This is a genomic window from Thiocapsa marina 5811 (assembly GCF_000223985.1).
GTDB lineage: Bacteria > Pseudomonadota > Gammaproteobacteria > Chromatiales > Chromatiaceae > Thiocapsa > Thiocapsa marina.
The window spans coordinates 42,969-56,791 of sequence record NZ_AFWV01000009.1; the positions used below are offsets into that span (position 1 = coordinate 42,969).

The window sequence follows — 13,823 nt, forward strand, 5'->3', positions numbered from 1 at the left end:
TTGGAAAGGGTATTCATAAAGGACAAGGCGTGGAGAGTGTCCTTTATGGTTCGATGGAATGTCCGATAGAGGAAATCCGATGGCGCTGACCGACATCAACAGCGAGGACCGCCTGGTTCAACAGACCTTCGCCGACCACCTGCGTGACGTGCTGGGGTGGGACAGTGTCTATGCCTGGAACCAGGAGACCTTCGGGCCGAACGGCACGCTTGGGCGCAAGGACACGACCGAGGTCGCCCTGATCCGCGATCTGCGCGCGGCGATTGTCCGGCTCAACCCGGAACTGCCGGAGCAAGCCGTCAACGAGGCCATCGAGACGCTGACCCGGCAGGACTTCAGCCGCTCGCTGTTGCAGCACAACCAGGAATTTTACCGCTACATCCGCGACGGGGTGCCGGTCAGCTATCGGGACGCGCAGGGGCGGATGCGCCAGGGTTATGCCAGGGTCATCGACTTCCGTCAGCCAGAGAGCAAGAACAACCGCTTCCTGTGTGTGCGCGAGCTGAAGATCACCGGACTGCGCACCCCGAACTACAACCGCCGCGCCGACCTGATCGGCTTCGTCAACGGTTTGCCGCTGGTCTTTTTCGAGCATAAGGCGGTCTACCGGAACATCCGCGCCGGCTTCGAGGGGAACCTGCGCGATTATCTGGACGAGCATGTCATCGCCCATGCCTTCCACCACAACGCCTTTCTGATCGTCAGCAATGGCCATCGGGCGCGCTATGGCTCCATCACCAGCGGTTGGGAGCACTTCGCGGAGTGGAAGCGCCTGGACGAGCGCGACAAGGGTAGCGTGGAGGCCGAGGTGCTACTGAATGGCATGCTCGCGAAGGACCGGCTGCTCGATCTGGTGGAGAATTTCATCCTCTTCGATGCCAGCAAGCCGGGGGCGATCCGGAAGATCATCGCCAGCAATCATCAGGTTCTGGGGGTGAATCGCGCGGTTGATGCCGTCATTCGGCAAGAGGCACTGAAACGCGAGTTCTCGGGTGAGAAGCGACTGCGCAGCCGGATCATCGAGTTACCGCTCGAACCCCAGCGGTTTCCGAAGGCCGCCGAGGCGCCGGCCTCCTACATTCCGGAAGGACCGATCATGCTGATCGAGCGCGCGCATCCGGATCTCGGGCGGCTCGGTGTCTTCTGGCATACGCAGGGCAGCGGCAAGTCGTATTCGATGGCCTTCTTCACCGAGAAGGTGCGCCGGCGCGTACCGGGCAATTTCACCTTCGTCCTGATGACGGACCGCAACGATCTGGACGGCCAGATCTATCGGACCTTCGTCGGCTGCGGGGTGGCGGACGAGCGGACGCCGCGGGCGGGCACCGGGAAGGAACTGGAGCAACTGCTCAAGGAGAACCATCGCTACATCTTCAGCCTGATCCACAAGTTCAACCAGGACGTGAAACGGGACGCGCCCTACAGCAAGCGCGACGACATCATCGTGATCTCGGACGAGGCGCACCGGACCCAGGCGGGTAAGCTTGCGCGCAACATGCGCCTGGCGCTGCCGAATGCTGCTTTCATCGGCTTCACCGGGACACCGCTGTTCAAGGACGACGAGCTGACCAAGCGCATCTTCGGCGGCTATGTCTCGCGCTACGACTTCAAGCGTTCCGAGGAAGACGGCGCCACCGTCAAGCTGGTGTACGAGAGTCGCGGGGAAAAGCTGGGCATCGCCCGTCTCGATCTGAACGACCGCATTGCCGAGAAGATCGATGAAGCCGAGTTGAACCCCGATCAGGAGGCGTTGCTGGAGAAGCTGCTCGGCAAGGATTACGAGGTCATCACCGCCGACGAGCGCCTGGATAGGATCGCCGATGACTTCGTCGAACATTGTGCGACGCGTTGGGCGTCCGGCAAGTCGCTGCTGGTCTGCATCGACAAGCCCACCTGCGCCCGTGTCCAGCAGCGGATACTGCCGCGCTGGAGGGCCAAAACCGAACGGGTACAACGTGCGGCAGCGGCCAAGCAGGCCGACCTCGCCGGCGCGACGGATCCGGAAGTCCGCGAGCGGCTGCGTGCACAGCACGACCGCCTGCGGGAGCAGGCCAAGTGGCTGGAGGAAACCCGCATCCAGATCATCATCAGCGAGGCACAGAACGAGGTCGCGGACTTCCAAAAATGGGGCTTCGACATCATCCCCCACCGGGCGTTGATGAAGCAGGGCTTCGAGACGACGGACGGCAAGCGGGTGGATGTCGAAACGGCGTTCAAGGATCCCCGACACCCATTCCGCGTCGCCATCGTCTGCGCCATGTGGCTGACCGGGTTCGATGTGGAGTGCCTGTCCACCCTCTACCTCGACAAGCCGATGAAGGCCCACACCCTGATGCAGGCCATCGCCCGCGCCAACCGGCGCTACCCCGGCAAGGACTTTGGCCTGATCGTCGACTACAACGGCATGCTCAAGAGCCTGCGGGCGGCGCTGGCCCAGTATGCGTTGGGTGACGACGGATCGGGTGGCGATGAGATCGTCACCCCCATCGAGGAGCGGGTACAGGCACTGCTGGAGGCCATCGAGGCAACCGAGGCGCATGTTCGCGGTCTGGGGTTCGAAATGCCGTCATTGATCGGGGCGCATGGGTTCGTCCGCATCAAAGGCATGGCGGATGCCGTGGAGGCCGTCTACACGAGTGATGAATCCAAGCGGCGTTTCGAGATCCTGGCCCGTCAGGTTTTCATCCGTTTCCGGGCGCTGCTGATGGAGCCGTCGGCGTTCGCCTACGCCGAACGCCACGACAACATCGAGGCGATCTACAAGAAGCTCACGGAGCGGCGCGACACGGCGGATGTGACCGAACTCTTGAAGGAACTGCACCGCATCGTCAACCAGGCGATCCGCGCCGAAGCGCCGGGCGCGGATCAGACCGAAGGACTGATCTTCGACCTCAGTCAGATCGATCTGGAGCGGCTCCGCGACGAGTTCGCGAAGAAGGTCAGACGCAAGGCAACGGCGGTCCAGGACATCCGCGAGATCGTCGAGCGGAAACTCGCCGAGATGCTGAAGCACAACCCACAGCGGATGGATTACTACAAGCGGTATCAGGCGATCATCGCCGACTACAACCGCGAGAAGGACCGGGTCACCATTGAGAAGACCTTTGCCGATCTGACCGATCTGCTTGCAAGCCTTGATGAGGAGCAGCGGCGCGCCGCCGAGGAAGGCTTGGACGAGCATGAATTGGCGCTGTTCGATCTGCTGAAAAAGGACCGGCTCGGTCAGGCAGAGCGCGAGCAGGTCAAACAGGCAAGCCAGCGGCTCTTGGCCGCGCTGCGCGGACTGTTGGCACCACTGGAACGCTGGACCGATAAGGAGCAGACCCAAGCCGAGGTGGAGATCTTCATTCTGGATCAGCTTTACACTGATCTGCCTTCGCCGTCCTTTACGGAAGAAGACCGGCAGGAAGCGGCGGCGATCGTCTATCGGCACGTCTGGCAACAGTCGGTCAGCGGTGCTTTCCTTGCCGGATAGTGGCCTGAACCCCAGAGGCACGGCATCGCTGGACGCGGGATTGTCAACAACGAAGGGCGTCTACAGGTACCCTGAATCTTTCAGGAGGATTTCAGCAATGGCGAAGTTCAAACCAGGCCAAAGTGGCAATCCTGCCGGCAAACCGCCGGGCACGGCGAGCCAGTCCACCAGGCTGCGACGCAGCATCGAGCAGCACATAGAGAATTAAGGCCCTGGAGCAGGAGACCATCGCCCGCGAGGTCGTGCTGATCGTGGTCGGCCGACCGACGACTGAACAGGAGCGCAAGATCCAGCAAGGCAGGTATGGGGCCGTGATTCAGATTCCCGACAACCGGAGGGATCGCCATGCAGCAGATTGAACGACGGGTGATCGCACTCGAACGGCGATCCATCCATGTCGCTGATGGGTTCGTCAAGCACTTAAACGCTGATGATGCCAAGTTCAACCGTCGAATCGCGCGCCGTCATAGCGCATCCGGGCTCGACTTCGATCTGTTCGTGCGGATCATGCCAGATGACGATGTTCGGCGCCTTCACGCGCTGCACATGGGTGTGCTCGCGAAACTCGGTGTCAGCATCGATGATCTACCCAATGACGACTCACCATAGCAGTGACCGGCGATCCGAGCGGTCAGTTTCGTTTAGGGCGATGTGAGAATCCGTCGAGGCCATCGAGTCACACACTCAGGGAGCAAGGAGCATGAGTTCGAGATTCGCCAGCGCGGAGCAGTATAAGAGCGTCGAGGAGGTCCGAGACGCCTATCCGGGAGCCGTCGAGATCATGGAGGTCGAGGCCGGATGGATGGTCTTCGCGACCGAGGCGCAGTTTGCGAGCTGGAGGCGAAAGCAGTACGCGACGTTGCAGTCACGACCCCGGCTCGGCTCGGGGCTGGTTTTTTTAGCGGATTCCGCGGCTGAAAGGACCCTGAAAGGACCCAGGGCAGAGAGGCTACTCTCGGTTCGGCGATGCCGCATCCAACTCTTTGTTTTTGAATGGTGCCCGGGGCGGGAATCGAACCCGCATGACCGAAGTCGAGGGATTTTAAGTCCCTTGCGTCTACCAGTTTCGCCACCCGGGCGCGGCGTGAGGCTTGGGGTTGTCGGCAGGGTCCACTTTTCGGTGCGTCATCCGATCCTCGGTGAGCGGCAAGGGGCGACACTATCCGAGCAGACGATCGACGAAGAGTTCCGGCGGGGGTTGATGATGGAGGCTGAGGTCGGCGTCAAACCGGGGTACATGGCCTTGCAGTCTGTTCTTGCTCCTTCCCTCGCACTCCATCCGGCTTCTTGCCAAACCTTCAGTCCGTTCTCAACGGGCATCAGTGTCCCGTAGACATGGCGGCTTTGCAAGCCGCAACCGCAGTCGGTCGACTGTATTGCAGATGCATTCGTCGTCGCCCGGATGCAGTGCGCGCCGGCGTGCCGTCATAGGGCGCCCCGCCGGCGATCGTGGTTCGCCGTTCATTCGAAGATCGTCTTTAGCCGGGCTACCTCGGCGTCGCTCCAGCCTTTCGGTTCGGTCAGCGCCAGCCATGCGTCGATGTAGTGCGCCGGCGCGAATTCGTGACCGAAGCCTTTCGGGCTGACGCCCGCCACCATGTCGGCGGCCAGTTGCAGCATCGTCACGAGTGGAAACCAGCGTAGGTCAGGCGACACGTCGGGGCCGCGAGGTGCCTGCAGCCAATCGGGCTCACGCCACGCCGACTGCGGACTGAAGAAGGTGATCGGATCGCTCGCGTACTGGAGGAAAGCGATCCGAAAGGCGCCCCAGGGTTGGTCGCCGCTCTCCAATCCGCCGTCCTGGTTCATGAACCGAACCACCGACCCACCACGGAAACGAGGCAGCCACGCCGGCGATCCGGGATCGCGCTGAGCCGTCATGCGCCTCCAGGCGTCGTTGCGGAAGGGTGGGCCGCTCCAGAGTGCGCCGTTGAATGGGTCATCGATGATGTCGTAGAGATCGAACGACAGATCGGAGTTCAACGAACCCAGGCTCAGGCCGTTGAGGTAGAGCCTCGGCCTCGCGTCGCGGGGAAGGCGACGCCAGTAGCCATAAATTTCCGCGAACAGGGTACGGGCCATCTCAGCCCCATAGGCGCCCTCGGTCAGCAGTGCGAGCGGGCTGTTCAGATAGGAATACTGGGCGGCCACGGTGGCAATGTCGCCACGGTGCAGGTACTCGACCGGATCTTGCGAAGCTGCATCGATCCAGCCGGTGCCGGTCGGTGTCACCAGCAGCAGTGTCGAGCGTTCGAAGCCGCCCACGCGCTTCAACTCATCCAGTGCCAGACGTGCCCGCTCTTCAGGGGTATCGGCTGAGTTTAAGCCGACATAGACGCGAATCGGCGCCGGCATCGGGGCCGAAAAAAAACCGCTCAGGTCTTCGGCGTCGGGCCCGCCGGCAACGAACTTACGGCCCTGGCGGCCGAGGTCTTCCCAATTGATCAAGGACGCCAGACTGCCGGTCTGGTCGGGATCGGTCGGGCGCGGCAAATCGTCCTGAATCAGCGCATCGAGCTCCTGAAACGAACGATCGGCCACGCGCAGCAGGCTGCTCAGCAAGACGCCGTCGATCACGGACCAGAAGAGCGCCGCTGCGGCGACGATACCGAGCAGATGTGAAATTCTCGGCGGCATGAAACGCCGCAGTTTGACCGCAAGCACCCGAAACACCCAGCGAAACGCGCGCGCGAGCGCCAGCAGGATCAGGAACAACAACACCGCGATCGGGCCGAGCAGCAAGGGTTGCAGGCCGGCTTGCTCCTCCATGCCCATCAGCTCGCGAAGCGCGTTCTGCCAATGGTTCGCCTGCCATAGAAAGCTCACCGCGACAACCAGGCACAGCAGTGCTGCGATGGACTTGATGACGAGCGCGGTACGCTTGCGCAACACTGGCAATTGCAGATAGTTCCACAGGGCGACCGTCGCAACGCCAAGACCATAGCCTGCCGAAAACGACAGGCCGGAAAGAATGCCCTGAATGAAAAACGGTCTTGGCAGCAGCGAGGGCGTCAGCGAAAAGGCAAAGAAAACGTTTCCGACGAGTAGACCGACAATGTTTAGCTGCATTGAATTCGTCATCGCACTGAAGTGTTCGGGACGGACACGCAAACCGACTCGACGAGTCGACAGCCGCAGGGGCGGACCTTGCGCGAAAAATCGGTCGAGGGCAACGCCGCTACCTTCTTTCGGCTCCGCTGTCAGAGCCCCGCGGGCTCCTCCGTAATCGCTGGCCCCATCAAGATCGCGAGCGGGCGGGTATGCGGGCTCGCATCGAGCGCGATGATCAACGCCGTGGTCAACGGTACGGCCAGGAACATGCCGACGGTGCCGAACAGCCAGCCCCAGAACAACAGTGCGATGAAGACTGCCAGCGTCGAGATGCCAAGCCCCTTACCCATGATCCGCGGCTCGATGACGTTGCCGATCGCGGTATTAATCACCAGGTAACCGGCCGCAACCATCAGTGCCGTGACCAAGTCGACCTGCACGAGTGCCAGCAGGACGGCTGGGATCATCATGACGATGTTGCCGACGACCGGCACGAAATTCAGAAAAAAGGCGATCACCGCCCAGAGGATGGCGAAATCGATACCGAAGAACTTGAGCAAGAGCCAGACACAGACCGCGGTGGCGAAGCTGGTCATCGTCTTGATCAACATATAGCGGTTGATGTTGTCGAGCAGCCGCTTCAGTCGCGCTTCGCCCGTCTCGGTCAGATTGAAAGCCGCCTTCAGCTTGCCCGGTATCGCCGGCACCTCGAGTAGGATGAAGATCACCGTGAGCAGCACCAACAGACCGGTCGCAAAGACGCCGCTGGCACTGGACAACAATCCCGGCACCAGGGCCGTGAGCCTGGACGGGTCCAACAGGTCCGTCGCTGCCTCGGCCGGGTTGTCGACGCCGGTGCCCCCCATCAAACCGCCGAATTGCTGGGCCAGCGCCGCGAAACGTTCCTGATAGGTCGGCAGGCTATCCTGAAAGCCCTCGAGCGCCCCGGTCGTAATCAGCGCGAGCAGGCTGCCGACATCAAGCAGCACAAAGGCGATCACGAACAGCGCGCCCCATTTCGGCATCCCTTTGCGACGCATCCAGGCCAGCGCCGGGGTGGCGACGATCGCGATGAAGATGGCGAGCAGGATCGGCGAGAGCAGCGGCGCGGCGGTCTTCAACAAGGTCACGACCAGCGCGACGGCACCGGCGACAACCAGGCCGCGCGCGGGCGCACTGAAGGTGGATAGCACATTCATGGGGCGATTGCTCCTCAGTTGGGTTGATTCCTCGACACGGAAGCCCGCACCCGGGTGAGCGATTGGGGCTGGTCGATCGACGATCTCGCGTCGACTAGGCGAGCGCCTTCTCCTTGAGCCTGTCGAACTCACCCTGGTTGATCGTGCCCACATCGAGCAGCATCCTCTGCAGCGATAGCCGGCGAGCAGCAGTACCAGCGGGTGAATCAGCACCAGGAGAAGCGCAACGAAACCGATCTGTTTATGAACGAGTTGCAGGGCATCGAGCCAGAACGCTGCGGTTGCGCTCTTTACCCGGGACAGCAGGGCCAGATGCTCAGGCGATGCTGGCGGCGATTGCAAGCACGGCCGCGGACACGACGAACAGGGCCAACAGCAGCGGCCACATGAAGCGCAGGTATTTGTCGTACCCCACCTTCGCGATGGCCAGGCCGCCGATAAGGACGACGTTCGTTGGAGAGACCAGGAGCGCGAGCCCGTGGCCCAGGATCCAGGCGGTGATGGTCAGCGGACGGCCGACCCCGGCGAAGTCGGCCAGCGGCGTCAGCAGGGGCATCGCCAGCGCGGCATGTCCGGAGCTCGACGGGATCAAGAAGGCCAGCGGGACGTTCACCACCATGGTCGCGACGGCAAAGGCCCCCGCGGACGAGCCGGTGATCAGCTGCTCCATGGCGTGCAGGATGGTGCCCAGGGTCTGGGTGTTGGTCAAGATCACCGAGACACCACCCGCGAGGAGGATGACCATGGCCGGACCCATCATGTCCGAGGCACCCGCCTTGATGAGCCGCACGATCTCTTTCTCGTCCATCCGCGCGACCAGGCCTACCAGCACCGATGCGATCAGGAACAGCATCGCCAGTTGCGGGAACCACCAGTCGAGCTCGAACCAGAGGGGCTCGACCCCGGCGACCTCGTGGGTAACGTAATAGTCGGCCGGGCCGGTGTTGCCGCCGAGGATGCTGGCCCAGGGGATGACCGAGAAGATCATCAGTCCGAACGCCAAGACGGTGATCGCGAGCACCCATCTCTGGGTGCCGGTGAGGGTCCGATCGGCCGCGTCGGGGTCTAGGTCAGGGTCGGGACTGCCCGCCGTATTATCGGCGGAGGACGCGTCCTCCGAGGTCGACTGGTCGAATCCGATCAGGGAGGCGCTCGGGCTCGCCCGCACCCGTGCCGCGTAGCGCAGCACCCAGGCCACCGCCATCGAGGTCAGCAGAACCCACAAGATCAGCCGCAGCAGGATGCCCTCGCCGATACCGACCCCGGCCTCACCGGCGGCGACCCCGATGGAGAACGGATTGACCGTCGCTGCCATGACCCCGATCAGCGAACCGACGATGATCATCGCGGCCGTGACCAGGCGGTCATAGCCGAGCGCCGCCATCAGCGGGATGAACAGCGCATAGAACCCGAGAGTCTCCACCGAGAAGCCCATGGTGGTGCCTAGCAGGGAGAACAGCACCATGACCGCGGTGATCAGCAGCCAGCCGTGGTTCCTCAGGCGGTTGGCGAGCGCCGCCACCGCTACCTCCAGGCTGTGGGTGGCAAAGCTGATGGAGATGAAGGCTCCAATGGACATGATGAAGACGATGATGCCGATCTGACCGAACAGACGCCCGACGATCTCGGTGTCGACGACTCCCGCCACCGGGCTCAGCAGACCGTAGATCCCGTTGACCGGGGCGAGGATGAGCTGCGCGACCCGCTTATCGAAGGTCAGGGGCGTCTCGATGCGCTCGAAGGTCCCCGGGATCGGGGAGCCGTCGGCGTCCCGGGCATAGCGCCCGGACGGGATGAACAGTGCCGCCACCCAGACCAGGACCATGACGAACGCCAGGGTCGTCACCGCGCTCGGGAACTGGAACCTAGGCCTCGATGCCTTGGATTGGTTGGTCGTCTTCGGGGTCGCCTCGGACATGCATCCCTCCGGAGGGGGTATTGAATAGGCGGAGCGGCAACCGCCCCCTTCGATCTCCAAGTAGACGCTTAGGGTCGGTGGAAAAACAACTGAAACGCAGTTGTCTGTTTCTCTAGAAGGACTTGCGCACGTTCACCCAAATCTCGGTCGCGCTGTAGTCGCTGAACTCCGCGTCACCCTCATCGCGGATATACAGCACCTCCGGCCGCAGTGACCAGCCCGGGGCGAACGCATAGGTCAACCCGCCACCGAGCTCGTAGATGTCGAGGTCTGGCCTGAGTCGCCCGGGGTCGCCAAAGGCGTTCTCGTACGGGATGTCCTCGTGCGTTCCGTTGTGCTCCCAAAAGCCAAACAGAAAGGCGCCAAGGCGTTCGTTGAAGTCCATGCTCCAGTCGATCTGGGCGCCATAGATGGTTTGATCCCCGCCCTCACGATCATTTGTCGCCCATTCGCGACCGCCATTCACGGTGACGGTCACCGCCGCCCTTCCGTCCAGCAGGGCGCGTGTCCACCCCAGCCAGGCCTGGGCGATGTCCCGGCTGCGATTGCGCTCGCCGCCGCGGGGGTACTCGCGGGAGCGGACCTCAGCCTCGATCACGATCTCGTTGTCCGGATCGAGAACGAAGGCCCGATTGACGAACAGACCATAGTCCTGCCGATAGCCGTCACCGCCCCGGTAACTGGCCCGGCCGCGCACGCCGACCGACTGGCTGCCCGCATCCAGCGACTGGATCACCGCCGCGTTCCAGCGCAGATCCGAGTCGTCCCGCCGGTTGGTGTCGTCGTAGTCGCGGAACTGATAGTCCAGGCCAGCGTCGATCGAGATGTCGTCCGTCACGATGTAGCCCAATCCGCCGCCGATGCGTGCATTCCAGAACCAGTCACGGGTGGGGTTACCGCCCAGGGCATTGGTGGTGCGGGTGACGTTCTCACGGTAGAAGCCGCCGCCCGTCTCGGCATAGCCGAAGCCGCTCAGACGTTTGCCTTCCTTGTAGTCTTGCGCCGCGCGGGAGTAGATCTCGGCCTGCTCGCGCAGGTCCGGGGGCAGGTTGTCGTAGCGCAGGACCTGCTCGAACTCAAGCACCGCTTTGGCGTATTCGCCTCTGTCCAAAAAGGCCTGGCCACGCTCGAGGTGGCTGGAGATGGAGTCTTGCTTTACCTCGGTCGCGCTGGTCTCCGCGCCCTGTGCAGGTCCACCCAGAGCGAGCAAGGACGCGATCAAAGATCCCGCAATCCCGGCCCCGACCCCACGGCCTCGATCCCCGTTCATGCGGTTTTTCCTCTTGATTGCGTCCGCTATGGGTCGGGCTGCAGCCCGACGACGACGCTTGCCGACCGGCTGGTTCTGTGTCGGACTGAAAGCCAACCCACGGTCCCCGAGCCTCAGAAGTCGACCGCGTCCCGGATCAGCGGGCAGGTCATGCAGTGCCCGCCGCCACGCCCGCGGCCGAGTTCGGCGCCGACGATGGTGATGACCTCCACCCCGGCCTTGCGCAGCTCGCTGTTGGTCCAGGTGTTGCGGTCGTAGGCGACGACGACGCCGGGGGAGAGCGCGACCAGGTTGTTGCCGCTGTCCCACTGCGCCCGTTCGGCGGCATAGTGGTCGCCGCCGGTCTCGATGACCCGAAGTTTCTTGAAGTTCAGCGCCTCCGCGACGACGTCGGCAAAGGGCTTCTTCTCCAGGGTCGTATCGATGCCGCCGGGCTTGTCGCCGGGCCGCAGCGAGACCGCGTGCACCTGATCCATGATCGGCGCATAGAGCGTGACCAGGTCACGGTCGGCGAAGGTGAAGACCGTGTCCAGGTGCATGGCGGCTCTTAGCTTGGGCATGGCCGCGACGATGACCCGCTCGGCGGCACCATTCGCAAAGAGCGACGCGGCGACCTGGCCGATGCCCTGGCGGGAGGTGCGCTCGCTCATCCCGATCAGGACCGCGCCATTGCCGATCGGCATGACGTCACCGCCCTCCACGCTCGCCAACCCGAAGTTCTTGTCCGGGTCGCCCCACCAGACTTGAATGCCGGCGTTGGCGAAGGACGGATGGAACTTGTAGATCGCGGTGGTCAGCAGGGTCTCCTCCCGACGCACCGGCCAGTACATCGCATTGAGGGTGACGCCGCCGTAGATCCAGCAGGTGGTGTCGCGCGTGTACAGGGTGTTTGGCAGTGGGGCCAGCAGATACTCTGAGACGCCGTGGGCCTCGCGTACCAGGGACAGGTAGCCCGTGGTGCAGTACTCGTCGGGCACATCGACCACCGAGACGCCGCCGATCAAGAAGTCGGCCAGGATTCGCGGTTCCAGGCTCTCGAGAAAGGCCCGGGTGCTGTCGATCAGCGCCAGGCCGACGTTGTTCTCGGTCACCTTGCGATCGAGGAGCCATTGCTTGGCCTCGGGGATGGCCACCGTCTCGGCCAGCAGGTTGTGCATCTCCACGACTTCGACCCCGCGCTCACGCATCTTGAGCATGAAGTCGAAGTGGTCGCGCTTAGCGTTCGTCACCCACAGCAGGTCATCGAACAGCAGGTCGTCGTTGTTGGTGGGTGTGAGACGGGTATGGGCGAGCCCGGGGGCACAGACCATGACCTTGCGTAGGGTGCCGACCTCGGAGTGGACGCCATACACGGGCGCATTGCTCGAATTAGTCATCGCGAAGAGTCCTCTGTTTCAAAGTGACGCAATCAGATGGTGATCATGCCGGTGACGAGGCCGTAGATACCGGCCGCCGCGCCGACCACGAAGACGCCAAGCAGCGCGATCTCGAGCGGGCGAAAGATCGTCTGGCCTTGCTCCCGCCGCGCCAGGATGAACATCAGAGTGCCAGGGGCCAGCAGGATGCAGGCGAGCACCAGGTGCTTGAACCCGCCGGACAGGAGCATGAAGAAGGTGTAGACGACCGCGATCGCCGCCCAGGTCATGTCGCGTCCCCAGTCCTTGGAGCCCGGCGCATAGGTCTCGCGGGTCAGTACCAGCTTCAGCGCATAGCCCGCCACCAGGATGTAAGGAATCAGCGTCAGTGCGCTGGTCATCTCCAGCGAGAGGTCGAAGGCGTATTGGGAGAAGATCGTCACGATCAGGAAGCACTGCACCAAGATGTTCGTGATCCACAGTGCCGTGGACGGGACCTGATGCCGGTTCTCGTGGGCGAAGGTCTTCGGGACCAGGCCGTATTTGGCTGCGGAGTAGAGCACCTCGGCGGCCAGCAGCGACCACGCCAGAAAGGCACCGAGCACGGATACGATGAGCCCGGCGCTGACGAACGTGAGCCCCCAGGGGCCCACCACCGACTCTAAGGCACCCGCCATCGACGGCTGACGCAGATCCGCGAGCTCGGGCCGCTCGAGCACGCCATAGGGGAGCAGGGTCACCAGCACCAGCAGACAGAGCACCCCGAGGAATCCCATCACCGTCGCCCAGCCCACGTCCTCGCGAGTCTTGGCATAGCGCGAATAGACGCTGGCGCCCTCGATGCCGATGAAGACGAACACGGTCACGAGCATGGTGCTACGCACCTGGTCGAAGACCTGCGAGCCGCTGTAGTCCCCGCCGCCCCAGAAGCTCGCCGCAAACTTGTCGTAATCGAAGGCGAAGGCCATGAAGGCGATGAAGACAAAGATCGGCAGGATCTTCGCGAAGGTCACCACCTTGTTGATGAATGCGGCCTCCTTGATGCCCCGCAGGATCGTGAAATGAAAGGCCCACAGGATAACGGACGAGACGACGATGGCCTGGGGCGTATTGCCGTCGCCGAAAACCGGGAAGAAGGCCCCCAGCGTCGACTTGATCAGCACGAAATAGGTGGTGTTGCCGAGACAGGTCCCGATCCAGAATCCGAAGGCCGCCACGAACCCCAGATAAGAGCCGAACCCCTCTTTGGCATAGGCGAAGATGCCGGCGTCGATCTCCGGTTTGCGCACCGCCAGCGACTGAAACACGAACGCCAGCATCAGCATGCCGCCGCCGGCGATGATCCAAGCGACGATGGCGCCGAAGGGTCCGGTGGCCGCGCCGAAGCGGGCCGGGAGCGAGAAGATGCCGGCGCCCACCATGGACCCCACGACCATGGCTGTTAGGGTCAGCCGGGAGAATTTTTGATCCGCTGCCATCGGTGTCGCTCCGGTGTGCTGGTTGGGCCAGGCCTGCGCTAAAGACGTGCTGGGTCACCCGCCGCCCTGCCTAGCTG

The 13,823-nt window shown here is 63.1% G+C and carries 9 protein-coding genes and 1 tRNA gene; 3 read left to right on the plus strand and 7 right to left on the minus strand.

Annotation, left to right across the window (positions count from 1 at the left end):
* Window positions 1-79: 79 nt before the first annotated feature.
* The 3 genes from THIMADRAFT_RS13830 (at window position 80) to THIMADRAFT_RS13835 (ending at window position 4,084) form a co-directional block, all read left to right on the plus strand.
* A complete protein-coding gene (locus THIMADRAFT_RS13830; RefSeq protein ID WP_007193679.1) occupies window positions 80-3,475 on the plus strand; it encodes a type I restriction endonuclease subunit R in 3,396 nt (1,131 codons plus the stop codon).
* 97 nt (window positions 3,476-3,572) lie between these two features.
* On the plus strand, window positions 3,573-3,683 hold the full coding sequence (locus THIMADRAFT_RS27950) for a DUF5681 domain-containing protein (protein ID WP_233490253.1): 111 nt from the start codon (window positions 3,573-3,575) through the stop codon (window positions 3,681-3,683).
* A 137-nt stretch (window positions 3,684-3,820) separates the two neighbouring features.
* Window positions 3,821-4,084, plus strand: coding sequence for a hypothetical protein (locus THIMADRAFT_RS13835; protein WP_007193680.1), 264 nt, complete (start codon window positions 3,821-3,823; stop codon window positions 4,082-4,084).
* Between the two features lie 385 nt (window positions 4,085-4,469).
* Here the strand turns inward: THIMADRAFT_RS13835 and THIMADRAFT_RS13840 are convergent.
* The 7 genes from THIMADRAFT_RS13840 to THIMADRAFT_RS13875 form a co-directional block, all read right to left on the minus strand.
* A tRNA-Leu gene (locus tag THIMADRAFT_RS13840) sits at window positions 4,470-4,554 on the minus strand.
* Window positions 4,555-4,936: 382 nt separating this feature from the next.
* Complete coding sequence (locus tag THIMADRAFT_RS13850) at window positions 4,937-6,556, minus strand: alpha/beta hydrolase (RefSeq protein WP_040731528.1); 1,620 nt, start codon at window positions 6,554-6,556, stop codon at window positions 4,937-4,939.
* A gap of 119 nt (window positions 6,557-6,675) precedes the next feature.
* Window positions 6,676-7,725, minus strand: a complete 1,050-nt coding sequence (locus tag THIMADRAFT_RS13855) for an AI-2E family transporter (protein WP_007193682.1) — start codon at window positions 7,723-7,725, stop codon at window positions 6,676-6,678.
* Window positions 7,726-8,041: 316 nt separating this feature from the next.
* Entirely contained in the window at window positions 8,042-9,643 is a 1,602-nt protein-coding gene (locus tag THIMADRAFT_RS13860) for a YfcC family protein (RefSeq protein ID WP_007193683.1), read from the minus strand.
* 112 nt (window positions 9,644-9,755) lie between these two features.
* Window positions 9,756-10,913, minus strand: coding sequence for a hypothetical protein (locus THIMADRAFT_RS13865; protein ID WP_007193684.1), 1,158 nt, complete (start codon window positions 10,911-10,913; stop codon window positions 9,756-9,758).
* Between the two features lie 113 nt (window positions 10,914-11,026).
* Window positions 11,027-12,289 (minus strand): arginine deiminase, encoded by a 1,263-nt coding sequence (gene arcA, locus THIMADRAFT_RS13870; protein ID WP_007193685.1) that lies wholly within the window; start codon window positions 12,287-12,289, stop codon window positions 11,027-11,029.
* A gap of 32 nt (window positions 12,290-12,321) precedes the next feature.
* On the minus strand, window positions 12,322-13,746 hold the full coding sequence (locus THIMADRAFT_RS13875) for a basic amino acid/polyamine antiporter (RefSeq protein ID WP_007193686.1): 1,425 nt from the start codon (window positions 13,744-13,746) through the stop codon (window positions 12,322-12,324).
* Window positions 13,747-13,823 lie beyond the last annotated feature (77 nt).

Bases quoted from the DNA above. Each gene is read 5' to 3' on its own strand.
- THIMADRAFT_RS13860 (WP_007193683.1), bottom strand. From the start codon at position 9,643: ATGTCCGAGGCGACCCCGAAGACGACCAACCAATCCAAGGCATCGAGG.
- THIMADRAFT_RS13830 (WP_007193679.1), top strand. From the start codon at position 80: ATGGCGCTGACCGACATCAACAGCGAGGACCGCCTGGTTCAACAGACC.
- THIMADRAFT_RS13865 (WP_007193684.1), bottom strand. From the start codon at position 10,913: ATGAACGGGGATCGAGGCCGTGGGGTCGGGGCCGGGATTGCGGGATCT.
- THIMADRAFT_RS13835 (WP_007193680.1), top strand. From the start codon at position 3,821: ATGCAGCAGATTGAACGACGGGTGATCGCACTCGAACGGCGATCCATC.
- THIMADRAFT_RS13855 (WP_007193682.1), bottom strand. From the start codon at position 7,725: ATGAATGTGCTATCCACCTTCAGTGCGCCCGCGCGCGGCCTGGTTGTC.
- THIMADRAFT_RS13850 (WP_040731528.1), bottom strand. From the start codon at position 6,556: ATGACGAATTCAATGCAGCTAAACATTGTCGGTCTACTCGTCGGAAAC.
- THIMADRAFT_RS27950 (WP_233490253.1), top strand. From the start codon at position 3,573: ATGGCGAAGTTCAAACCAGGCCAAAGTGGCAATCCTGCCGGCAAACCG.
- THIMADRAFT_RS13875 (WP_007193686.1), bottom strand. From the start codon at position 13,746: ATGGCAGCGGATCAAAAATTCTCCCGGCTGACCCTAACAGCCATGGTC.
- arcA (WP_007193685.1), bottom strand. From the start codon at position 12,289: ATGACTAATTCGAGCAATGCGCCCGTGTATGGCGTCCACTCCGAGGTC.